Source organism: Nocardia sp. JW2, from assembly GCF_051843015.1.
GTDB classification, from domain to species: domain Bacteria; phylum Actinomycetota; class Actinomycetes; order Mycobacteriales; family Mycobacteriaceae; genus Nocardia; species Nocardia coubleae.
This window is the reverse complement of record NZ_JBPXLK010000020.1, coordinates 98,314-118,877: the sequence shown is the minus strand read 5'-3', so window position 1 is coordinate 118,877 and position 20,564 is coordinate 98,314. Positions and strand designations below refer to the sequence as shown.

General features: G+C 68.5%; 25 protein-coding genes. 15 read left to right on the top strand and 10 right to left on the bottom strand.

Features of this window, described 5'->3' with window-relative positions; translation table 11 throughout:
• Nucleotides 1-359 (bottom strand): diiron oxygenase (locus tag ACSVDM_RS24080; protein ID WP_439268077.1); only part of this gene is annotated, 359 nt, incomplete at its 3' end.
• Between the two features lie 320 nt (nucleotides 360-679).
• Between ACSVDM_RS24080 and ACSVDM_RS24075 the strand changes: the two genes are divergently transcribed.
• The 5 genes from ACSVDM_RS24075 to ACSVDM_RS24055 all read left to right on the top strand — a co-directional run bounded on the left by ACSVDM_RS24075 (nucleotide 680) and on the right by ACSVDM_RS24055 (nucleotide 6,014).
• Entirely contained in the window at nucleotides 680-2,074 is a 1,395-nt protein-coding gene (locus ACSVDM_RS24075) for an ATP-binding protein (RefSeq protein ID WP_067488885.1), read from the top strand.
• Nucleotides 2,074-2,505: a roadblock/LC7 domain-containing protein gene (locus ACSVDM_RS24070; RefSeq protein ID WP_067488887.1), complete on the top strand. Its 432-nt coding sequence runs from the start codon at nucleotides 2,074-2,076 to the stop codon at nucleotides 2,503-2,505. Before ACSVDM_RS24075 ends, ACSVDM_RS24070 begins: the two co-directional genes overlap by 1 nt.
• Nucleotides 2,502-3,749 carry a cytochrome P450 gene (locus ACSVDM_RS24065; protein ID WP_439268074.1) on the top strand — a complete coding sequence of 416 codons (1,248 nt, stop codon included), beginning with the start codon at nucleotides 2,502-2,504 and terminating at the stop codon, nucleotides 3,747-3,749. Before ACSVDM_RS24070 ends, ACSVDM_RS24065 begins: the two co-directional genes overlap by 4 nt.
• 254 nt (nucleotides 3,750-4,003) lie before the next feature.
• Nucleotides 4,004-4,354: a helix-turn-helix domain-containing protein gene (locus ACSVDM_RS24060; RefSeq protein WP_376739920.1), complete on the top strand. Its 351-nt coding sequence runs from the start codon at nucleotides 4,004-4,006 to the stop codon at nucleotides 4,352-4,354.
• A 4-nt stretch (nucleotides 4,355-4,358) separates the two neighbouring features.
• Nucleotides 4,359-6,014 carry a DUF885 domain-containing protein gene (locus tag ACSVDM_RS24055; protein ID WP_439268072.1) on the top strand — a complete coding sequence of 552 codons (1,656 nt, stop codon included), beginning with the start codon at nucleotides 4,359-4,361 and terminating at the stop codon, nucleotides 6,012-6,014.
• Between the two features lie 5 nt (nucleotides 6,015-6,019).
• On the opposite strand, the gene ACSVDM_RS24050 is transcribed toward ACSVDM_RS24055, so the two are convergent.
• Nucleotides 6,020-6,901, bottom strand: a complete 882-nt coding sequence (locus ACSVDM_RS24050) for a sigma-70 family RNA polymerase sigma factor (protein ID WP_439268070.1) — start codon at nucleotides 6,899-6,901, stop codon at nucleotides 6,020-6,022.
• A gap of 172 nt (nucleotides 6,902-7,073) precedes the next feature.
• Between ACSVDM_RS24050 and ACSVDM_RS24045 the strand changes: the two genes are divergently transcribed.
• Genes ACSVDM_RS24045 through ACSVDM_RS24035 form a run of 3 tightly spaced genes read left to right on the top strand, consistent with a single transcriptional unit; the run spans nucleotide 7,074 to nucleotide 9,206 of the window.
• The gene (locus ACSVDM_RS24045; protein WP_439268068.1) at nucleotides 7,074-8,231 is read left to right on the top strand and encodes a serine hydrolase domain-containing protein; all 1,158 of its coding nucleotides are present in this window, start codon (nucleotides 7,074-7,076) and stop codon (nucleotides 8,229-8,231) included.
• Nucleotides 8,232-8,263: 32 nt separating this feature from the next.
• A complete protein-coding gene (locus ACSVDM_RS24040; RefSeq protein ID WP_439268066.1) occupies nucleotides 8,264-8,689 on the top strand; it encodes a DoxX family protein in 426 nt (141 codons plus the stop codon).
• 28 nt (nucleotides 8,690-8,717) lie between these two features.
• Nucleotides 8,718-9,206, top strand: a complete 489-nt coding sequence (locus ACSVDM_RS24035; RefSeq protein WP_439268064.1) for a carboxymuconolactone decarboxylase family protein — start codon at nucleotides 8,718-8,720, stop codon at nucleotides 9,204-9,206.
• A gap of 9 nt (nucleotides 9,207-9,215) precedes the next feature.
• Here the strand turns inward: ACSVDM_RS24035 and ACSVDM_RS24030 are convergent, their stop codons facing one another.
• The 7 genes from ACSVDM_RS24030 to ACSVDM_RS24000 form a co-directional block, all read right to left on the bottom strand.
• The gene (locus ACSVDM_RS24030; RefSeq protein ID WP_439268062.1) at nucleotides 9,216-10,121 is read right to left on the bottom strand and encodes a hypothetical protein; all 906 of its coding nucleotides are present in this window, start codon (nucleotides 10,119-10,121) and stop codon (nucleotides 9,216-9,218) included.
• A gap of 22 nt (nucleotides 10,122-10,143) precedes the next feature.
• Nucleotides 10,144-12,216 (bottom strand): xanthine dehydrogenase family protein molybdopterin-binding subunit, encoded by a 2,073-nt coding sequence (locus ACSVDM_RS24025; protein ID WP_439268060.1) that lies wholly within the window; start codon nucleotides 12,214-12,216, stop codon nucleotides 10,144-10,146.
• On the bottom strand, nucleotides 12,213-13,205 hold the full coding sequence (locus ACSVDM_RS24020) for an FAD binding domain-containing protein (protein WP_439268058.1): 993 nt from the start codon (nucleotides 13,203-13,205) through the stop codon (nucleotides 12,213-12,215). The genes ACSVDM_RS24025 and ACSVDM_RS24020 overlap by 4 nt, the downstream gene beginning before the upstream one ends.
• The gene (locus ACSVDM_RS24015; RefSeq protein WP_439268056.1) at nucleotides 13,202-13,705 is read right to left on the bottom strand and encodes a 2Fe-2S iron-sulfur cluster-binding protein; all 504 of its coding nucleotides are present in this window, start codon (nucleotides 13,703-13,705) and stop codon (nucleotides 13,202-13,204) included. Before ACSVDM_RS24015 ends, ACSVDM_RS24020 begins: the two co-directional genes overlap by 4 nt.
• Before the next feature lie 153 nt (nucleotides 13,706-13,858).
• Entirely contained in the window at nucleotides 13,859-14,302 is a 444-nt protein-coding gene (locus ACSVDM_RS24010) for a DUF4129 domain-containing protein (RefSeq protein ID WP_439268054.1), read from the bottom strand.
• Nucleotides 14,303-14,346: 44 nt separating this feature from the next.
• Nucleotides 14,347-14,808, bottom strand: a complete 462-nt coding sequence (locus ACSVDM_RS24005) for a hypothetical protein (protein ID WP_439268052.1) — start codon at nucleotides 14,806-14,808, stop codon at nucleotides 14,347-14,349.
• A 157-nt stretch (nucleotides 14,809-14,965) separates the two neighbouring features.
• On the bottom strand, nucleotides 14,966-15,280 hold the full coding sequence (locus ACSVDM_RS24000) for a MerR family transcriptional regulator (protein ID WP_067639203.1): 315 nt from the start codon (nucleotides 15,278-15,280) through the stop codon (nucleotides 14,966-14,968).
• A gap of 111 nt (nucleotides 15,281-15,391) precedes the next feature.
• Here ACSVDM_RS24000 and ACSVDM_RS23995 point away from each other — a divergent pair, with 111 nt between their 5' ends.
• The 4 genes from ACSVDM_RS23995 to ACSVDM_RS23980 all read left to right on the top strand — a co-directional run bounded on the left by ACSVDM_RS23995 (nucleotide 15,392) and on the right by ACSVDM_RS23980 (nucleotide 18,067).
• Nucleotides 15,392-15,817, top strand: coding sequence for an Hsp20/alpha crystallin family protein (locus tag ACSVDM_RS23995; protein WP_067489192.1), 426 nt, complete (start codon nucleotides 15,392-15,394; stop codon nucleotides 15,815-15,817).
• A gap of 180 nt (nucleotides 15,818-15,997) precedes the next feature.
• Nucleotides 15,998-16,204 (top strand): hypothetical protein, encoded by a 207-nt coding sequence (locus ACSVDM_RS23990; RefSeq protein WP_439268049.1) that lies wholly within the window; start codon nucleotides 15,998-16,000, stop codon nucleotides 16,202-16,204.
• Between the two features lie 142 nt (nucleotides 16,205-16,346).
• A complete protein-coding gene (locus ACSVDM_RS23985; protein ID WP_439268047.1) occupies nucleotides 16,347-16,757 on the top strand; it encodes a helix-turn-helix domain-containing protein in 411 nt (136 codons plus the stop codon).
• Between the two features lie 128 nt (nucleotides 16,758-16,885).
• Entirely contained in the window at nucleotides 16,886-18,067 is a 1,182-nt protein-coding gene (locus tag ACSVDM_RS23980; RefSeq protein ID WP_439268045.1) for a diguanylate cyclase domain-containing protein, read from the top strand.
• 10 nt (nucleotides 18,068-18,077) lie between these two features.
• Here ACSVDM_RS23980 and ACSVDM_RS23975 read toward each other — a convergent pair whose 3' ends face one another.
• Entirely contained in the window at nucleotides 18,078-18,494 is a 417-nt protein-coding gene (locus ACSVDM_RS23975) for a hypothetical protein (RefSeq protein ID WP_067639211.1), read from the bottom strand.
• 306 nt (nucleotides 18,495-18,800) lie between these two features.
• Between ACSVDM_RS23975 and ACSVDM_RS23970 the strand changes: the two genes are divergently transcribed.
• From ACSVDM_RS23970 to ACSVDM_RS23960, 3 genes are read left to right on the top strand one after another with little or no spacing between them, the layout of a single operon-like run.
• Entirely contained in the window at nucleotides 18,801-19,103 is a 303-nt protein-coding gene (locus tag ACSVDM_RS23970) for a hypothetical protein (protein ID WP_439268043.1), read from the top strand.
• Nucleotides 19,104-19,139: 36 nt separating this feature from the next.
• Nucleotides 19,140-19,913, top strand: coding sequence for a GTP pyrophosphokinase (locus ACSVDM_RS23965; protein WP_067639214.1), 774 nt, complete (start codon nucleotides 19,140-19,142; stop codon nucleotides 19,911-19,913).
• A gap of 41 nt (nucleotides 19,914-19,954) precedes the next feature.
• Entirely contained in the window at nucleotides 19,955-20,563 is a 609-nt protein-coding gene (locus ACSVDM_RS23960) for a class I SAM-dependent methyltransferase (RefSeq protein WP_356983358.1), read from the top strand.
• The last annotated feature ends 1 nt before the right edge of the window (nucleotide 20,564 follow it).

Genomic DNA, 20,564 nt, shown 5'->3' with positions numbered 1-20,564 from the left:
GTGTGGTTGCACTCTTCGGCAGCCTCGTGCGTGACGTACCGGAATTCCGGATCACCGTTGGGCACCGAGATCAGGTATTGCATCAGACCACGGATGAGTAGTTGCTCGAAGTCGATACCGACTTTGGCGATGCCCGCCTGCCGCCACATACCCATGGCGATCTGGCGTTCCGCGGGCTGGGCCCGGTACCAGGGGTGGCGACCCAACGGGTCCTCGGTGGGCATGATCCAGCGGGGGTCGTCGGAATGCACCGCCATTTCCGGTGCGTCCCAATCGATGTCGACATAGGGGTCGAAGTGTTTGCTCACCGATCCCTCGGACAAGCCCTGCAGAATATCGTGGTAAGTGGACAACGTCATCGGTGTCTCCTAGCGGTGGTTCCACTGATCAGTTTAGTGGTACCGGCGGTTCCATTCAAGTGTAGATGGAACTTCGTGTCACATATATCTTGACACGCCGTCACCGGATGCGGAATAGGGACGAATCACTTTCGGTACCAACACTTTCCGACCGCGAAATACGCACTGATAAGGTGTGTGCGGATTCGCCGGAAGCGCAGCACAGCGGGACGGGGACAGGCCGCACTCGCACGGTTGCACCACCGGCAACAGTCTCGCCGGAGGGACCGGCGAGGTTCCGGCCACCAGGCTCTTCGGCCGGTGAGACGACAAAGGAACCGATGACCCCGACAATCGCGGTGTTCTTGTTCGGTATCGCAACATTGGTGTTGCTCGGCGCTGTCGCGGTGGCTCTGGTCGCGCTGCGCAACGAGCGTCACGTCCGCGCGCGGCTGTCCTCGGCCGAACGCGAGCTCTACGCGCACGACGAGGCGATGACGCGCCTGATCGAGGCGACCCTGCCGAGGATCACCGAAGCGATCCGCCGCCACGACGAACCCGACGTCACCGCCGAGGTCCCCGCCCAGCTGCGGGACTCGCCGTTCGCGCACAAGATCGCCCGGATCGCGGCCGAGCACGCCGACGATCTCGCCCTGGTGCGCGAGGAAACCCGCCTGGCCGTGGAACACGAGGCGCAGGAGCGCGCCGACGACCGGGTGGAGGCCGTCCGCGCGGAGACCCGCGCGCAGGTCGCCGCCGAAGCCCGTGCCGCGACGGGCAACGCGGTGCGCGCCTTCGGCACCACCGTGGTGAGCCTGGGCGCCGACGTGGGCCAGGTGGTCAGCAACGCGTTGCGCGAGAACCGCAACGACGAGGTGTACGGCACCCTGAGCCGCATCGACCACACCGTGCAGCAGATGATCCGGCAGGCGCAGTCGTATGTACTCGTCTCCGGCGGCCTGCCCGGCAGGCGCTGGCCGCAACAGACCGTCGACGACGTGGTAGCGGGCGCGACCAGCCGGGTACGCGATTACCTGCGGGTGCGGGCGGGACATTGCGACCGGGTGGTCATCAGCCGCGCCGTCGAGCCGCTGGTGCACACCGTGGCCACCTTGCTCGACAACGCGCTGCGCTACTCGCCGCCTTCGTCGTTCGTCGATGTCGCCTTCCAGCAGGGACACCACGGCGTCACCCTGATCATCGACGACGCGGGCGTGCGGATGAGCCAGGAGCAGATGGAGGAGGCGCGCCAGATCCTGTCGGGCGAGCGCGTGATCGATATCAACGCGCTCGGGCCCTCACCGAAGATCGGCTTTCCCGGTGTGGCGGCGCTGGCCCGCCGCTACGGCTTCGCGGCCTACGTCGACGGTCCCAATGTCTACGGCGGCACCCGCGCGATGGTCTTCATCCCCTCCGCGCTGCTCGTCGACAAGTCCGACGCCCGCTCGAACGAGCTCGAGCAGGCCGATGTGCCACCGGAACCCGTTGTGCGCGAGGATGTTTCCGAGCCACGGGAAGTCGAGGCGGTGGCTGTCGCGGCCCCACCCGAACACACGGCACCCGACACGACCCCCGGCGGTTTACCCAAACGCACGCGACGAGTCGTTGCCCCCGCCACCGGCGGTGCCACGGGCGCGGAATCGCCCGGCAGACCGGAACTGGTCACCGCCTGGCACAGCGGATCCCGGCACGGCCGCGCCGCGGCCGAACGTTCCATCGACGGACAGGACAGCTGATGAGCACTTCCCTCACCGACAGCACCAACCGCCTGGCTTGGCTGTTGGACGATCTGGAGCTCGACGGCGTGCGGTTCGCGGTCCTCTTATCCGATGACGGTCTACGGGTGGCCCACTCGCCCGGTATCAGCAAGGACGAGGCCGAACGGTTCGCCGCCGCGGCCTCCGGGTTGCGTTCGCTCGGCAAGGCGCTCGGCGAGTTCTGCGGCGGTTTCGCGAATACGGTGCGCCAGAACATGACCGAGTACGACGAGGGGATGATCCTGATCACCGCCGCCGGGGCGGGCACCCTGCTCGGTGTCGCGACGACGGCGGATGTCGATCTCGGACTCGTCGCACACCGGATGAACGATCTGGCCGAACGGGTCGGGCGCGAGCTGGGTGCCGCGCCCCGGCGCGACGAATTCCGTCGAGCGGAGACGTCGCTGTGACGCTCGAGACCTCCTTCGGCCCCACCCCGGTCTCCCCCGACTCGAACAGCGGGCAGGCCCGGGTGGCGTTGTACTCGGAGGAGTTCGCGGCCGACCCGCAGAGCACCTACCGCGAGATGCGGCGCCGTTTCGGCTCGCTGGTCCCGGTCGATCTGGTGCCCGGTGTGCCCGCCACCCTGGTGATCGGCTATCGCACCGCCGTCCAGATCCTCAACGATCCCGACCACTTCCCCGCCGATGCCCGCATGTGGGAACGCACCGTGCCCGAAGACTGCCCGGTGCTGCCGATGATGTGCTATCGCCCCAACGCTCTGCGCACCGCAGGGGCCGAGCACGCCCGCTACCGGCAGGCCACCGTCGCCAGCCTGGCCGGGGTGGACCTGTACCGGTTGCAGCGCACCGTCGAGCAGTTCGCGATTCCCTTGATCAACACATTCTGTGCCGACGGCACTGCGGAACTGCTGAGTCAGTACGCCTTCCCGCTCGCCTTCGCGGCTCTGAACTCGATGCTCGGCGTCCCCGAGGACATCGGCGCCCGAGCGGCCGCGGGTATGGCGGCGATCTTCGAGGGCGGCGCGAGCGCGGCGCAGGGCGGTCAGATGCTCGAGGACGCGCTGTACGAACAGATCCGGCACAAACAGCTCGAGCCCGGTGACGATGTCACCACCCGCCTGGTGCAGCACCCGGCCCGGCTCAACGACGAGGAGCTGATGAACCAGCTGCTCACCATGTACGGCGCGGGTATCGAACCGATGTTGAACCTGATCCTCAACACGGTGCGGCTGATCCTCACCGATCAGCGCTTCGCCGGCAGCATCCTCGGCGGCAGCCTGTCGACGCGCGACGCGCTCGACGAGGTGCTCTACACCGATCCGCCGATGGCGAACCACTGCATCACCTATCCGCGTCAGCCGATCCTGGTCGAGGGCGTGTGGCTGCCCGCGCATCAGCCGGTGCTCATCAGCATGGCGGCCTGCAACACCGATCCGGCCATCGGCACGGGCGAGTTCCTCGACAACCGCGCCCACCTGGCCTGGAGCACCGGCCCGCACGGCTGCCCAGCCAAATCACCCGCCTATCTGATCGTCCAGGAGGCCATCGATCAACTGCTCGATGCTCTGCCCGAGATGAAGCTCGCGGTGCCCGAGTCGGAGCTGACGTGGCGTCCGGGTCCTTTCCACCGGGCGCTGACGGCGCTGCCTGTCACATTCCCGGAGACCGCGCCGATGCCGATCCTGAACTGACGCGTCGTCGGACGAGAAAATCTCCAGTGATGAATGTAGACATTTTGTGAGAGCAGTTGTACAGTCGCTGATGTACACGAGCTTCGACATAACCGGCAGTCACAGGAGGTGGTGGTCACTGAGCAGTCACTTACCAGTCCCGCGTCCCGGAGAGTGTCGGGGTGCGGAGTGAATGTGAAGTCAATCCCTCGTTTGTAAGATCCCAGGCCCGGCGCCCAGCGCGCCGGGCCTGCCAGCGTTGACCGAGAGGTGCAGTGCAGCAGGTGAACACCAACGACGGCATCAGTGCCGCCGACCGACTCGAAGACGACGACTACCCCGCCTACAGCATGGGTCGCGCCGCGGAAATCCTCGGCGTCACCCAGGCGTTCCTGCGCGCCCTCGACGCCGCCGAACTGCTGACTCCGCAGCGCTCCGCGGGCGGCCATCGCCGCTACTCCCGGTATCAGCTGCGCATCGCCGCGCGAGTACGCGAACTCGTCGACGCGGGCAACACCCTCGAATCGTCCTGTCGCATCGTGATTCTCGAAGACCAGCTCGCCGAGGCCCATCGGATCAACGCCGATCTGCGCGAGGCGCTCGACAACCGTTCCGTCGACAGCTGACGGCGTGCGCGCCGACTCCGAGGTGCACCGGATCTGCGACCGGTATGTGGAGGATTTCGCCGCCGCGGATCCGGTGACGGCGACCTTGCTCGGCATCACCGACCACGACGATCGGCTCACCGACTACTCCCCCGCCGGGTACGAAGCCCGTGCCGAACTCGCCCGCCGGGCCGCACAGGACATCGCCTCGACCACGCCCGCCGACGACGAGCGGGTGGCCGCGGCGGTGTTCGCCGAACGCATCGGCCTCGAGGTCGAGCTGCACGATGCGGGGCTGCGGCTCGGCGCCCTGAATGTCATCGCCTCGCCGGTCCAGGACCTGCGCATGGCGTTCGACGTGATGGCCGACGATACCGCCGAGGACTGGGCCGTGATCGGTGATCGCCTCGCCGCCGTTCCGGGCAGTATCGGGGGCCTGCGTGATTCCCTGTTCACCGCACAGCAGCGCCGCCGTGGCGCGGCGCTGCGGCAGGTTCTCGGCACGGCCGCACAGGCCGAGACGTGGGCAGCCGGGTTCTTCACCACCTTCGCCGCGCCCGCCGCCCACGTGCCGGGCGCCCCGGATCTGTCCGGTGTCGCCGCGGCCGCCGACCGGGCATTGGGTGAGCTCGCCGAGTTCCTGCGGACCGAGCTCGCGCCACACGCTCCCCGTGCCGACGCGGTGGGTGCGGATACCTACCGGCTGTGGTCGCGGTACTTCACCGGGGCCGAGATCGACCCGCATGCGGCCTACACCTGGGGATGGGCGGAATTCGGGCGTATCCATGACGAGATGACGACCGTGGCCGGCCGGATCGCACCGGGCGCCTCCCTCGCCGAAGCCGCCGCGGTCCTCGACGCCGACCCCCGGTACCACCTGCACGGGCACGCCGCCCTGGCCAGCTGGCTGCAGGAAACATCCGATCGGGCACTGAACGCGTTGCGCGGCGAACACTTCGAGATTCCGGACGAGCTGATGGCACTGGAGTGCCGCATCGCACCGCCCGGTGGCGGAGTCGGCGCCTACTACCTCGGGCCGAGCGAGGATTTCGGCAGGCCCGGCCGTATGTGGTGGTCGGTGGAAGCGGGCCGGGAGCGGTTCAGCACCTGGCGGGAGATCAGCACCGTCTACCACGAGGGTGTGCCGGGTCATCACCTCCAGATCGCCACTGCCGTACGGGAGGCGAAGTCGCTCAACAGGTTCCAGCGACTCATGTCGTTCGTGGACGGGCACGGCGAAGGATGGGCGCTCTACGCCGAGCGTCTCATGGGGGAACTCGGCTTTCTCGACGACGACGGCGCCCTGTTCGGCATGCTCGCCGAACAACTCTTCCGCGCGGCCCGCGTCGTCCTCGATATCGGCATGCACCTGGACCTGCCGATTCCGCCGGGCACCGGTTTCCACGAGGGTGCACGCTGGACCCCGGACCTCGGCCGGAAGTTCCTGCTCACGAGAACTCTCGAAGACGCCGCAACAGCCCGCGACGAGATCGACCGCTACCTGGGCTGGCCCGGGCAAGCCGCCGCCTACAAGCTCGGCGAACAAGCCTGGCTCGCGGCCCGTGACGACGCCCGGCGCCGCGCGGGCGCGGAATTCGACCTGAGGCACTTCCACACCCGCGCCCTGAAGCTGGGCGGCATGGGGTTGGACACCCTGCGCACCCAGCTGGCCACGGACTGATCGAGCTATCCCAGGACAGGCGTCAGATCGAGACGAGCCAGCCGCTCCCGGTCGGACAGGATGTCGATCGCGGTGATCCGGTCGTCGGCGACGGTGAAGCCGATGATCGAGAACGGATCACCGTCCATGGTGTTCACCAGCCCGCAGCGGCCGTCGACCAGGGCCGGGTACACGGTGCACAGGGTGGCCATGCGCCGGAACGTCTCGGCCTGGCCCGCGACGGCGGCGGCGCCACGGATCACCCGCATCGCCTCACCCGCGTCGGCCCGCAACACCACCTCGGGATCGAGCAGGCGGAGCAATTCGTCGAAATCGCCACCACGCGCGGCGGTGAGGAAGGCGTCGACGACGCGGCGCCTGCGCGCGACATCCGGATCGGGACCCGGCGTTGCGCCCTGCACGCGACGGCGCGCCTGGCTGGCGAGCTTCTTCACCGTCTGTGGCGTGCGGTCGACGATAGGAGCGATCTGTTCGTAGGGCATGGCGAACATGTCGTGCAGCACGAAGGCGAGCCGTTCGGCCGGACGCAGCGACTCGAGCACGACGACCAGTGCCAGGCCGACCGAATCGGCGAGCACCACTTCCTGTTCGGGGTCGGCGACGGTCTCGCTCGTGATCACCGGATCGGGCAGGCGATCGTTGTCGAGCGGTTCCTCGCCGCGGCTCTTGCGTGAGCGCAGCATGTCCAGGCAGACCCGTCCGACGACGGTGGTGAGCCAGCCGCCGAGGTTGTCCACCTCGGCGGTGTCGGTGCGGGCCAGCCGCAGCCAGGCCTCCTGCACCGCGTCGTCGGCCTCGGTGAGCGAGCCGAGCATCCGGTAGGCGACCGCCCGCAGGTGTGCGCGGTTGTCCTCGAACTGTTCGGCCAGCAACTGTGCGTTCTGCACGGGTCCTCCTCGATGTCGTCCCACCGTTATGACGAAAGCGGGACGCCGAGTGTGACCGTAGTGCCGTGACCAGTGTTTTTCCACCACCGGGTCACGTTCTGCCCGTGGCTTACGTCAGTGCGTCAGAACACGATCCGCCGCGGCCGGAAGCCGCGGCCGAAAGGAGAACATCATGGTCGAGGTGCACGGCTTCGTCGCCGAGGGATACGAACAGGTGCGGGCCGAATTCGCGGCCGTAGTGAGCGAGGAGGGTGACCCGGGCGCACAGTTGGCAGCGTTCGTGCGTGGTCGTCGAGTGGTCGACCTCTGGTCCGGCTCCGAGGTGTCCGGCACGACGCTGACCGGGCTGCATTCCACCAGCAAGGGCGCCGCCGCCCTGGTGATCGCGCTGCTGATCCAGGACGGTGTGCTCGACGTCGATCGGCCCGTGGCCGACTACTGGCCGCGGTTCGCCCAGTCGGGCAAGGAACGGATCACGGTGCGCGACATGCTGGTTCACCGCTCCGGCGTGGTCGGGGTCGACGGTGGCTTCACCGTCGCGGAACTGGCCGACGACCGGGTGATCGCCGAACGACTCGTCGGGCAGCGGCCCTATTTCGAGCCGGGCACCGTGCACGGATACGGCGGGTTCGTCACCTACGCCGTCGTCGGCGAGGTGGTGCGGGCCGTCACCGGCGCCACGGTGCGGGAACTGTTCGAGCAGCGCATCCGCGCGCCCTTCGACCTCGACATCCACCTCGGCCTGCCCGCCGACCTGGAGCACCGCTACCTGCCGATCCTGCCCTGGCGCGCCACACCGGAGGCCGAGGCCGCCTTCGCCGCGAATTCCCCCGCGCCGCACAGCATCGCGGGCATCGCCTACAACCTCAACGCCCACGGCTTCACCGCCGCCGATGTGATGGCGCTGCCCAACGACAGCACCGTGCGCAGGCTCGGCCAGGCCTCGGCGGGCGGGGTCGGCAGCGCCGCGGGTATCGCGGCGATGTACGCGGCGGCCACCACCGGGATCGACGGACGCGAACCACTGCTGTCGCTGGAGACCATCGCGACGGTGTCCACCATCCACTCCGGCGGTCGCGACCTGGTGCGCGGTGACAGCGCACCGTATGCGCTCGGTTTCGAAGCCAAGAGCCTGCTCACTCCGTTCCTCGGCGCCTACGCCATCGGGCACACCGGTTCCGCCGGCTCGGACGGGTTCGCCGACCCGCACAGCGGCTTGACCTACGGCTACACCCGCCGTCGCGCCGCCTTCGCCTTCAACGCCCCCGAGAACGCCCGGCTCGCCGCCGTCCTCCACCGGGCCGCGACCCACGTCGCGGCCGCCGCCTGACTGATTCCCTTACCGCACAGGAGAACTCACTGATGACTACAAACCTGTCCCGCGTCGCGAAATTCGCGCGCTGGGTGCCCGTTGCCGCAGTCCTCGCCGAAACCGCCGTCGGCGCCTACTGGGATCTCGCGCGGATCTCCTACGTCCGCGAATCCTTCGACCACCTCGGCTACCCGATGTACTTCGCCACCGTCCTCGGTGTCGCGAAAACGGCCGCGCTGGCCACCATTCTCACGCCCGGCCACCCGCGCACGAAGGAATGGGCCTACGCCGGATTGGTCTTCGTCTACGGCGGTGCGGCGGCGTCACACCTGGCCGTCGGCGACGGCCCCGACAAATGGGCCATGCCCCTGTTCTTCACCGCCGCCACCTTCGCCGCGCGCGCCTGGCTGCCCGCCGGTGGATCCACCACCGCGGCCCTGCGTTCTCTCACCGGCTCCCGAACCCGCATCGCCTGAGAATCACACCACCGGAAAGGAAACCATCATGTCCGACCGTTCCCGCCTGCCCAACCCCCAGCAGCTCGTCCCCGCCCTCGCCGAGGTCGGCGCCGCACTGTTCAAAGCCGTCGGCAACGGCGCGATCCCCCGCTCGACCGTCAGCCTGATCCAGTTGCGCGCGGGCCAGATCGTCGGCAGCACCTATCTGACGGCCCTGCACACCGGAAACCTGCGCGCCGCAGGGGAATCCGAGGACCGGATCGCCGTCGTCGCCACCTGGCGTGACGCACCGTCGTTCACCGAGCCCGAACGGGCCGCGCTCGCACTCACCGAGGCCGTCCTGCTTCCGGCCGCGAACGGCGAACGGGTCACCGCCGAGCTCTACGACGCGGCCGCGAAGCATTACGACGAGACGGGTCTGGCCACCCTCGCCATGGCGATCGGGCAGGTGAACTTCTTCGTCCCGCTCGCGCTCATCGGCAAGCCGCTGCCCGGCCGCCCGCCGGCCGAGCAGTGGACCCCCGTGCCCGCCTGATCCGGCACCTCAGAACAGGCTGGTCTGCGCCGGTTCCGGGGTGACGCTGATCGCCGGATCGAGTTCGATCCGGCGACCGACGAGGCGGGAGTCGTTGACCAACACCAGTTCAGCGGCTCCCGCCGGATCACGGCAGGCCAGGGTGTGGCCGTGGGCGGCCACCGCGTCGAACACGTATTCGCCTGCGCCGGCCGTGATTTCGATGGGATCCGGGAATCGGCCGCTGGCCTGGATGGTCGCGTAGAAGTCGCGACCGCCCGACCACGCGATATCGGTGCGGACGATGTCGTCGGGCAGGGCGCTCGCCGCGTGCGCGGCGGCCTCGGCCACTCCTTCTTCCACCGCCGACCACGGCCGTAACGGTCGGGTGAGGATCCGTGTCTTCGTGACGCCCGGCACCGATTGGCGAAGCCCGGCGCGCTCGGTCACCACCCGCTCGAGTTCGCGCACATGCAACCCGTCGGGCGAATCGGTGATGAAGCGGGCGGCCAGCGCACCCTGTTCGAACAGCCTGCGGTGCCTGCGCATCGCCGAGGCCGTCCCGACCTTGGCCATCCCGTCACCGAAGTACGCGATGTAGAGGTGGTGTGGGCGGGCCATGTAATCACGGACCTGTTCGGGCAGGGTGGCGAGCGGACCGCGATGACTGTGCACCACCGACCACCCCTCCCGGATCCGGCACCGTTCGCACTGGTGACCGGTGTCGATCCGCGCCTCGTGCGGGCAGGTCCGGCGCCCGGGTTCGCCGCCGAACGCACGGTAGCCGAGGCAGTAGCGGCCCTCGGTGACCCGGAACGCCAGCCGGGTGCCGAGACCGGGCAGCAGGTCGACGGTGCCGTCCGCGCGCAGCAATTCGTAACACCATCGGCCCTGCTCGTCCCAGCGCGTGCCGCAGTACAGGGCGGTGGAGGTCATCCGGCGAATCTAGGCGATGGGCTCAGACGGCGTCGAGGAGGTCCTCGAGGTGGATGGGAACATGGCGGACGCGGACGCCGGTGGCGTGGTAGATCGCGTTGCCGACGGCCGCCGCCGAGCCGACGATGCCGATCTCACCGATACCCTTGGCGCCCAGGGGATTCACGTGCGGGTCGTGTTCGTCGATCCAGCTGACGTCGATCTCGCCGATATCGGCGTTGACGGGAACGTGGTAGCCGGCCAAGTCGTGGTTGACGACCTCGCCGAAGCGGGTGTCGAAGACGCTCTCCTCGTGCAATGCCATGCCGATGCCCATGGTGATGCCACCGATGAACTGTGAGCGGGCGGTGCGCGGGTTGATGATGCGGCCCGCGCCGAACACACTCACCACCCGGGGCACCCGGATCTCGGCGGTGTCGGTGTCGACCCGCACTTCGACGAAATGCGCGCCGAAGGCGTGGGTCGAGAAGTCCTCCCGCGCCGGGTCTTTCGAGGTTTCCACCGTCGTCTCGGCACCGTCGGCCGGGTCGTCGCCGTAGCGGCGGCGGAAGTCCTCGGCAGCGGCGACCACCGCCGATCCCCACGACGCCATCCCGCTCGAACCACCCGCGACGGTTCCGGCGGGCAGCCGGGAATCGCCGATGCGCAGATCGATGCGGTCGCCGGTGACACCGAGGGCATCGGCGGCGATCTGGCCGAGTGTGGTCCAGGTGCCGGTGCCGATGTCCATGGCGTCGATGGCCACCTCGTAGCGTCCGCCGGTGAAACACACCCGCGCACTGTTGCCCGGATTCACATCGGCCGGATAGGTGGCCGCCGCGACCCCCGAGCCGACCAGCCAACGTCCGTCCCGGCGCGATCTCGGCTCCGGATCGCGGTCGGCCCAGCCGAACCGCCGTGCCCCGATACGCAGGCATTCGACCAGCCCACGACTGGAGAACGGGCGCCCCGATTCCGGATCGACCTCGGGTTCGTTGTGGATGCGCAGCGCGATCGGGTCCGCGCCGAGTGCGACGGCCAGCTCGTCCATCGCCGTTTCGGCCGCGTACATCCCGGGGCAGTGCCCCGGCGCCCGCATCCAGGACGACACCGGCACGTCCAGCGCCGCGAACCGGTGGGTGGTGGCGCGGGTACCGGACGCGTACATCACCCGCGACACGATCGCCGTCTGCTCGGCGAACTCCTTCACCTTCGAAACCTGTTGGACCACATCATGACTCAAAGCCGTCAAGGTACCGTCGTGATGGGCGCCGAGCCGGATCCGCTGCACACTCGGAGTGCGGTAACCGGCCAGGGAGAACAGCTGCTGGCGGGTGAGTGCCAGTTTCAGGGGTTTGCCGCCGGTGAACCGCGCCGCCATGGCCGCGAGCACGATATTGGCGTGCGGTTCGCCCTTCGACCCGAATCCACCACCGACATACGGTGCGATGACATGCACCTGCTCGGGTTCCAGCCCGAACAGCGGCGCCAGCGTCGAGCGCACCACGTGCGGGCCCTGGGTGGAGTCGTAGAGGACAAGACCATCCTCGGTCCAGTGCGCGATGGTGGCGTGCGGTTCCATCGGGTTGTTGTGCACCATCGCGGTGGTGTAGGTCTGGTCGACGGTCACCGGGGCCAGATCGAGTGCCTTCTCGACATCGCCGATGGTGGTGTCGGTGGCGAAGCCGCCGCTCACGTCCTCGGGTGCGTACAGGTCGGCGCGGTCGGCGTCGAAGACCACGTCGGCGGGGCTCTCGTCGTAGCTCATCCGGACCCGTGCGGCCGCCTCGCGCGCCACCTCGGGGCTGGTGGCCACAACCACCCCGATCAACTGGCCGCGGAAGGCGACCTCGTCGTTCTGCAGGATGAACAGTTCGTTGTCGTCGTCGGCGGCCAGCCGTGGGGCATTGAGATGGGTGAGCACCGCGACGACACCGTCCATCGTCTCGGCCTCGCGGGTATCGATCGCGCCGATCCGGCCGCGTGCGATGGTTGCCTGAATCGGGAAGGCATGCAAGGCATCCCGGAGCGGGTGTTCCATCGCGTACGGTGCCCGGCCGCGCAGCTTGGCCGGCCCGTCGACACGGGTGGGGGAACTGCCGATCGCGGGTGTCATCGCGCCCCCTGCTCGGTCAGGTCGCGCAAGGTCGCGACGAGGACTCTGCGTGCCAGTGGGATCTTGAAGGCGTTGTGCTGTTGTGGGCGTGCGGCGGCGAGTTCGGCGTCGGCGGCCTCGGCGAAGCTCGTCGCGGTGGCGGGACGACCGCGCAGCGCGGTTTCGGCGGCGTGGGCGCGCCAGGGTTTGTGCGCGACACCGCCGAACGCGATGCGGCAATCGCGGACCTGCCCGTCGGCGATATCGACGGCCGCGGCGACGGAAACCAGGGCGAAGGCGTACGAGGCCCGATCGCGCACCTTGCGGTAGGCGGAGTTGGCCACCCAGTCGAGGGCGGGCAGGTCGACGGCGGTGATGAGGTCGCCGTGGGCCAGGACGGTGTCGCGTTCGGGTTCGGTGCCGGGCAGTCGGTGCAGATCGACCAGCGGGATCTCGCGTTCACCATCGGCGCCGAGCACGCGGACCGTCGCGTCCAGCGCGGTCATGGCCACCGCCATGTCGGAGGGGTGGGTAGCGATGCACTGGTCCGAAGCACCGAAGACGGCTTGGTCGCGGTCGTATCCACCGATGGCCGAACAACCGCTGCCGGGCGTGCGCTTGTTGCACGGTGTTGTCACGTCCTGGAAGTACGGGCAGCGGGTGCGCTGCAGCAGGTTGCCCGCGGTGGTGGCCAGATTGCGCAGCTGAGGTGACGCGCCGGCGAGCAACGCGGCCGAGAGCATCGGGTAGCGGGCGCGGATGACCGGGTGCGCCGCGAGGTCGGCATTGCGCACCGTCGCCCCGACCCGCACGCCACCGTCCGGGCGTTCGGTGATGTCGTCGAACGGCAGCCGGCTCACGTCGACGAGCAGGCCGGGTGCGGTGATGCCGAGCTTGAGGTGATCGACGAGATTGGTTCCGGCGCCGAGGAATACGGCGTCCGGTTCGGCGAGCATCGTCGCCACCGCCTGTTCGGGCCCGATCGCGCGTTCGTAGCCGAAGTCCCTCACCGGGCGGCCTCCGCGATCGCGGCGACGATATGCGGATAGGCGCCGCAGCGGCACAGGTTGCCGCTCATCCGTTCCCGGATCTCGTCGTCGGTGAGCTCGACCGAACCGGTGAGATCGGCGGTGACATGACTCGGTGCGCCCGCCTTCACCTCCTCGAGCATGCCGACAGCCGAGCAGATCTGGCCCGGTGTGCAGTAACCGCACTGGAAACCGTCGTGCTCGAGAAAGGCCTGCTGCACCGGATGCAGCTCGTCACCGTCGGCGAGCCCGTCGGCGGTCACGATGGTGGCCCCGTCGTGCGCCACGGCCAGCGCCAGACACAGCGTGGCGCGACGCCCGTCGAGCAACACCGTGCACGACCCGCACTGCCCGTGATCGCACCCCTTCTTCGGAGAGGTCACACCGAGCTGTTCACGCAGGACGTCGAGCAACGTGGCCCGCGTATCGACACCGAGCTCCCGCGTATGCCCGTCCACGGTCAAACTGATCTGCGCACGCATCGAACGGCCTCTCGTCGTGGGACACCGACCTCACCACCGACCACCGCGGCACGCCCTCACGGGCCCGCCACCAGCTGCTACCCGAACAGGTGTGCTCCAGCACACATCGCCACCGTAGCAAAGACGCGGCGCGCGCCCCCACCTCGCCGGGCGCTAGGCGACGAGTTCGGCGGTGCGGCGTTGGAGGTCGGCGAGGACGGCGCGCAGGGATTGTTCGGCGCGGATGCGTTGCCAGCCGAGCATGTCGTGGGGGCTGAATCTGGCTTCTTCGAAGAGGGTGACGAGTTCGTGGGCGGAGGAGTCCTGCAGGACGCCGGTGGTGAAGGCGCGGGCCAGGACCTCGTTGGGGGTGTCGGAGATGAGGGGGGCGGCGGCGCGGTCGGCGGACAGGCCGCGTTCCATGGCGGCGTAGCAGGCGATGATGGCCTCGCGGGTGTCCTGGCCGGGGGCGATCATCGCGGCCAGACCCATTTCGGCGGCCCGGGTGAGCGAATCCACTTCGGGCGCGGGCAGTTCGGCGTCGGGCGGTGGGACGTGGTCGGGGACGCGACGCGCGGAACCGAACGCCGTGGCCAGACCGACCACCGCGATCGCCACCAGCAGCAGGGCGAGCGCGGTCGCGACGACGAGGGTGAGACCACTCAGATCCGGTGTGCTGAAAGGTGATTCGGAGCAGCGGCATCGAGCGAGGTCGGGCGGTCGCGTATCGGCGCGTCCTCGGGCGGCGTCTGCTCGGTTTTCGCGCCGGGCAGCAGGAACAGGGCGACGATCCCACCGGCGAACACCAGCGCCGCGGCGCCGACAGCGACCGGGACAAGAACCGACAGCCGTCCGACCCGCAACCGTGGCAGCCCGCCACCGGCGGTCTCGATCTGCGGCATCGCCAACGGCAAGCGGTGCTGGCTGATCAGGACCCCGGCCGTCAGAATGACCACCGAGACGAGCAACAGCACCGGCATCACCGCGACCGTCAGCGCGGAGGGCCGCTCCCCCGCCGCCGGGACGACCCCGGGAACCCGACCGCGCAGGGCGATGACAGCCCCGGTCATCAGGGCGATCACCAGCACCGATCGCAGGATCGGCACCCAACTCGTCACACGCACACTCGGTCTTTCGCAGGCGAAATTCGGCCGGACAGCCGCCCTGAAACCTAGGACCCGCCCTCACCCGGAAAAACCGTTAACCGAAGTCATTGGAAGATTCACGACACTTCCCGCACGACCCCATGCTCACCCACAGGAACAGACCACCAGGTCGGCGCTAATCCGGAGGCAGTTCGCCACGCAGACGAGCGTGCAGAACAGCGTTGGCGTCCTCGAGTTCGAGGATGCGGCCGATCCCCGCGAGGTTCACCCCCGCGGCGGCGAGCGCGACGATGCGCTGCAGGCGCGCCAGGTCGTTGCTGCTGTAGCGGCGGGTACCGCCGTCGCTACGCGCCGGGGTGAGCAGCCCGTGCCGCTCGTAGAGCCTCAGCGTCTGCACACCGACCCCCGTCAGTTCTGCTGTCACCGAGATCCCGTACACGGCCTGCGCCGGGTCGGGTAGCGGGGATCCCGCGTGCGGATCCAGCGACATCTCACTCCTCTCTTGCACTCTCGTGCCGAGAGTGCTAAAACAAATCTATGCCACATGGCATAGGTTACCTGACCTACGAGAGAGAAATGGAGTGAGTTGGAGGTGGCGACCATGCTGATGCGTACCGATCCTTTCCGCGATCTGGACCGTTTCACGCAGCAGGTGCTCGGCACCGCGGCCCGGCCGACGGTGATGCCGATGGACGCCTGGCGTGAGGGCGACGAGTTCTTCGTCGAATTCGACCTGCCGGGTATCGACCCGAGCTCGCTCGACCTGGATATCGAACGCAACGTTGTCACCGTGCGAGCATCGCGACCCGAACTCGACTCGAGCCGTGAGATGATCGCCGCGGAACGCCCGCGCGGGGTGTTCAGCCGTCAGCTGTTCCTCGGCGAGGGCCTCGACACCGACAACGTCCGCGCCGAATACACCGACGGCGTGCTGCGCCTGACGATCCCGGTGGCCGAGAAGGCCAAGCCGCGCAAGATCGAGATCGCACACTCCAACGGACACCAGCGCCAGGCCATCAACGCCTGACCCGTCCGGACGCTTCTCTGCGAGGAGGCGCGTCATGATCCCGCTGCCGGGTCCGCCTACCCAGCGCGGACCCCCGCCGCAACGGCGAGAACACCTCGAATGTCACGTCGCTCTTCCACCTCGGAGTGGGCCGGTCCGGCAGCCGGCCCACCCCGCCGAATCCGCATCTGGAGGTCGAGAATGATCCCTACCCGCGATGACGCCGACTTCGCCGAACAGCTCGCGGTGGCCGACGACGCCGACCGCGAAGCGGGCCTCGATCTGGACGCACTGACACCCCCGAGCGAATTCGTCCGCGCCGCCTGGGATTCCGCGAACCCGGCCGACGTATTCGACCAGTCGTGGATCACTCCGATGCCGGACGACGACTATCCTCTCGCCTACTGAGGCAGGCCACCGCATTTCGCCGTGGAACAAACGCCCGGGCCGAATTTCGTGATGGAAGCCACAAGTTAGCTGGCGCTATTGCCAGCGACACAGCGAGCGGCACAAGATGGTCTTCTGACCAACCTGATGTCGAGGAATCGCCGTGTCGCACTTCGCTACCCGCCTCAACGAGCTCTTCCGCAATCCACCCGAGCAGGTCGCGGACCGGTGCACCAACCGCCAGGTCGCACGCTCGTTGCAGGCGGCGGGGCATCGCATTTCGGCACCGTATCTGTCCCAGCTGCGGTCGGGCGGCCGCAGCAACCCTTCGTGGAGAACCGTTGCCGCACTGGCCGATTACTTCCAAGTGGAACCTGATTACTTCTTCGTCCGCGACCTGAACGAGTCGAGCGTCGACGACAGCACCCTGCTCGCGCGCCTGCAGCTCGACCGGCCACGCCTGTTCCTCGTGCAGACGATCGGCCTGTCCCGCGACTCGATCGACCTGCTCGTCACCATGGCCGAGCACTTGCGCGCGAGCGAGCGATTGCTGGATGTTCACTTCGACAGCTGAGCCCGCCTGACCCCGGCCGCACCGAATCGGTGCGGCCGAGCGGCCGCTTTCCGGCTCCGACGTGGCATGATCACCACCGACCGCATCGGCCGCGGCAAGGACGCCGCCCACCTGGAACCGGCTTCGCTATGAACCTCGACGACCACGCAGACGAGTGGGCTCGGCGCCTGGCCGAGCTCGGTCCGGTCTCGCGGGATTCGCTCGTCGAACAGGTCCGCCGCGTCGTCGCCGAGCTCGGTGAGGCATCGCACGAGTCCGCGTTCGAGGCAGGCGAACGAGCCGCGCGAGCGCTAGCCGACTTCGGCCTCACCGACCCGGCCGTCATCGCCGCGTCGGTTCCGGTACTACGCGCGGTCGCCGAATCGGCGAGACCGCGCGACCTCGCCACCGGCGATGCGCTGCTCGGCGGATTCGGCACCGGCTTCGCACGCGCCCTGTGCGCCGCGCCACCGCATGCCGAGGGCTATGAGATCGCCTTCCACCACTCCTCGATCGGCATCTCCATCGGCGACGAGAACGGCATGATCCTCGACGCCAACCCGGCCTTCGAACGGCTCATCGGCCGCGACCTGGCCGAGCTGCGCAGCACCACCGGTTTCACCATGTTCCCGGCCGACCGCCAGACCGAGGTGCGTGAACGGGTGATGCGCGCCCTCGACGACTCGCCCACCGGCAGCATCCAGATCGAAGGCCGATTCCCCCGCCAGGACGGGTCGATGGTGTGGACCTCCTGGACCGTCACCCGCTGCGCCTCGGCCGACGGCGAACGCCGGTACCTGCTCGGCTTCGGCGAAGACATCACCGAAAGACGCACGACCACAGAGCAATTGCAGTGGCAGGCGATGCACGACCCGCTCACCGCCCTGCCCAACCGGCGGTACCTGCTCGACCGGCTGCATACCGTCATCGATGAGGCGGATCCGGAGGCGAGGGCGGGGGTGTGCGCGCTGGATCTGGACAACTTCAAAGAGGTCAACGACTCGTTCGGCCACATCGTCGGCGACAAATTGCTCGCCGCCGTGTCGAACAGGCTGGAGTCGGCGGCCGCCGCGCACGGGTGCGTGCTGGCGCGTACCGGCGGCGACGAGTTCGTCGTCCTCGCCGAGCCACCGGCCGACCAGGACCTCCTCGACCGGCTGGTCGCCGCGCTCCACAAGGCGCTCAGCACCCCGGTCACCGTCGACACCGTGAGCATCGACGTGACGGTGAGCATCGGCGCGGTCCTCATCGCGCTGGTGGGCCAGGGGCCCGACCACCTGCTCACCCGCGCCGATCAGGCTCTCTACGCCGCGAAATACGCGGGCAGCTGAACGGTCCGAATCACTCCGGCGGCTCCGGTCTGCGGATCTCGTCGGGCACGGAACCACCGGCCACATCGGCGGCGATGCCGAGGTCCTCTTCGTAGCCGACCCGCGGAGCGACCTCGTTGCCGTCCTGATCGAGTTCGACCGAGGACGACCCGGCCGCCTGTGGCGCGGAACCGGGAACCACATCGGGTTCCTCCTCGGCCAGGCGTTCGTCCAGCCCACGCGGGGTGGCCTCTTCGGCCGGGGTCATCCCGTATTTCGTGACGCCGGTCCAGTGCTCGGGCGGGTCCATACCCGCTTCCAGCGGGTCTTCGCGCAGGCGGTCCTCGTCGAGGTCCTCACTGCTGTTGAGCGCGGCCGGATCGGTTTCGACCGAGTCGGGCGCGCCGGTGTCCTGGGGCGGGTCGTAGGTGTCGTCTGGTTCGGTCATGCCGTGGCCCTACCCCGCCGACCGCGCCGCAAACGGTACCGGTGTGCCAAAACGTAGCTGGCGCGGAGGTGCACACGAGCGCCGGAGCTCACGCCATGCCGCGAGACCACTACTTCCATGCTCGGTGACACGATTTAGCTGAAAAATTGCGACACGCAGATCGGTCCCATCCCATCCGTCCGCAGGACCGAATACATGACGGGTCACCGCCCCATCGGCGGGTGGCGATCCTCGCGCGTCACCGCCGACACGCCCCACTCCCGCTGCCCCCGTTGATATTTCGAGCCCGAACGCGAGGAATTCTCGATGATCACCGACGCACAACCCGACCGCTGCCCCGAGATCGCTCCCCCGGAACCCACTCCCGCGCCGGAACCCACACGCACCGACCTCGCCCCTCTCGCGCTGCCCGCCCTCGGTACCTCGGTGGTGATGCTCGGCCTCGGCGCACTCGCGGTATTCCCCCTCGGGCGCTGGATGCACGACTACGGCATCGTGCTCGTCCTCACCGCCTACATGCTCTACATCGCCTGCTTCACCGCCGTGGCAGCGTGGGGATTCGCCCAGCTCAACCACCATCGGCTCGACGAGGACGAACCGGGGCTGTGACGTCCCCGCGGTGCCCTCGGCGACGTAACGGGCACAATGGTCGGGGTGAAACCTTGGCAATCCGACACCGGCTCGGCATCCAACGGGCAACTGGTCGATGTCGACGACGTGCGCGCGCTGCGCGACCAGTTCGTCGACTTCATGCTCGGGTACAAGTTCGCGATCGACGAGGTCACCACCAAGATCAACATCCTGCGCGAGGACTTCAACAACACCCACGCCTACAACCCCATCGAGCACGTCGGCTCGCGGCTGAAGTCGCCCGAGAGCGTGCTCGAGAAGGTGCGGCGCAAGAACTACGCGATGAACCTGGCCGCCATCCGCGAGAACGTGCTCGACATCGCCGGTGTGCGGGTGGTGTGCAGTTTCATCTCCGATATCGCCACCATCCGGGACCTGCTGGTCAGCCAGGCCGACATCACCGTGCTCGAGGAGCGCGACTACATCACCCACCGCAAGCCCAACGGGTACCAGAGCCTGCACCTGATCGTGTCGATCCCGGTATTTCGCGCCGGGCACACCCAGCGGGTCCCGGTGGAGATCCAGATCCGGACCATCGCCATGGATTTCTGGGCCAGCCTCGAGCACAAGATCTATTACAAATACCGGGGTGAGGTGCCGCCGAACCTGCGCAGCGACCTCGCCCAGGCAGCCGAGGCGGCCACCCAGCTCGACGAGAAGATGGAAGCGTTGCACCGCCAGGTCGATCGAGCCGCCGAGCCCAAAACCGCCGCCGGTGACGCCCTCGACCTCAGCGTGCTCTATCACAGCCTCACCAGCCGGCCATTTCCCGGAGATCTCCGCGCCTAGTCCGTGAATCGCGCTAGGGTCGGCCGCAGGAGGAGTCGATCATGAGCGCATCGAAGGACCGCACGCCCAGTCAGTGGGAGGAGATCGTCGCCGCCGACCCGTCGCATTCGGCGAGGTACGTGCAACGATTCCGCACCCTCGCGGCCGAGGGCACCGACATCGTCGGTGAGGCGCGGCTGGTCGACGCCATGCTCGGACGTGGGGCGCGCGTGCTCGACGCGGGCTGCGGACCCGGCCGGATCGGCGGCTACCTGCACGACGCGGGGCACACCGTGGTCGGTGTCGATGTGGACCCGGTGCTCATCGACGCCGCGCGCGCCGATCACCCCGGCCCCACCTGGCTCGTCGGCGACCTCGCCGAGCTGGATCTGCCCACCCGCGATTTCGACGCCATCGTCTGCGCGGGCAATGTGCTCACCTTCCTCGCACCGTCCACCCGGATCGCGGTGCTCGAGGGCTTCGCCCGCCATCTCGCACCCGCGGGCCGCCTGATCACCGGCTTCGGCGCCGAGCGCGGTTACGAGTTCGCCGACTTCCTCGACGACACCGAAAAAGCCGGTCTCACAACCGATCTCCTGCTGTCCACCTGGGACCTTCGACCCTTCCGCGACGACTCCGACTTCCTCGTCGCGGTGTTCTCACGAACCTGAC

Coding starts and splice junctions, on each gene's coding strand:
- ACSVDM_RS24075 (WP_067488885.1), top strand. CDS start 680: ATGACCCCGACAATCGCGGTGTTCTTGTTCGGTATCGCAACATTGGTG.
- ACSVDM_RS24070 (WP_067488887.1), top strand. CDS start 2,074: ATGAGCACTTCCCTCACCGACAGCACCAACCGCCTGGCTTGGCTGTTG.
- ACSVDM_RS24045 (WP_439268068.1), top strand. CDS start 7,074: ATGGTCGAGGTGCACGGCTTCGTCGCCGAGGGATACGAACAGGTGCGG.
- ACSVDM_RS24040 (WP_439268066.1), top strand. CDS start 8,264: ATGACTACAAACCTGTCCCGCGTCGCGAAATTCGCGCGCTGGGTGCCC.
- ACSVDM_RS24035 (WP_439268064.1), top strand. CDS start 8,718: ATGTCCGACCGTTCCCGCCTGCCCAACCCCCAGCAGCTCGTCCCCGCC.
- ACSVDM_RS24030 (WP_439268062.1), bottom strand. CDS start 10,121: ATGACCTCCACCGCCCTGTACTGCGGCACGCGCTGGGACGAGCAGGGC.
- ACSVDM_RS24025 (WP_439268060.1), bottom strand. CDS start 12,216: ATGACACCCGCGATCGGCAGTTCCCCCACCCGTGTCGACGGGCCGGCC.
- ACSVDM_RS24015 (WP_439268056.1), bottom strand. CDS start 13,705: ATGCGTGCGCAGATCAGTTTGACCGTGGACGGGCATACGCGGGAGCTC.
- ACSVDM_RS24000 (WP_067639203.1), bottom strand. CDS start 15,280: ATGTCGCTGGATCCGCACGCGGGATCCCCGCTACCCGACCCGGCGCAG.
- ACSVDM_RS23995 (WP_067489192.1), top strand. CDS start 15,392: ATGCTGATGCGTACCGATCCTTTCCGCGATCTGGACCGTTTCACGCAG.
- ACSVDM_RS23990 (WP_439268049.1), top strand. CDS start 15,998: ATGATCCCTACCCGCGATGACGCCGACTTCGCCGAACAGCTCGCGGTG.
- ACSVDM_RS23980 (WP_439268045.1), top strand. CDS start 16,886: ATGAACCTCGACGACCACGCAGACGAGTGGGCTCGGCGCCTGGCCGAG.
- ACSVDM_RS23975 (WP_067639211.1), bottom strand. CDS start 18,494: ATGACCGAACCAGACGACACCTACGACCCGCCCCAGGACACCGGCGCG.
- ACSVDM_RS23970 (WP_439268043.1), top strand. CDS start 18,801: ATGATCACCGACGCACAACCCGACCGCTGCCCCGAGATCGCTCCCCCG.
- ACSVDM_RS23965 (WP_067639214.1), top strand. CDS start 19,140: ATGGTCGGGGTGAAACCTTGGCAATCCGACACCGGCTCGGCATCCAAC.
- ACSVDM_RS23960 (WP_356983358.1), top strand. CDS start 19,955: ATGAGCGCATCGAAGGACCGCACGCCCAGTCAGTGGGAGGAGATCGTC.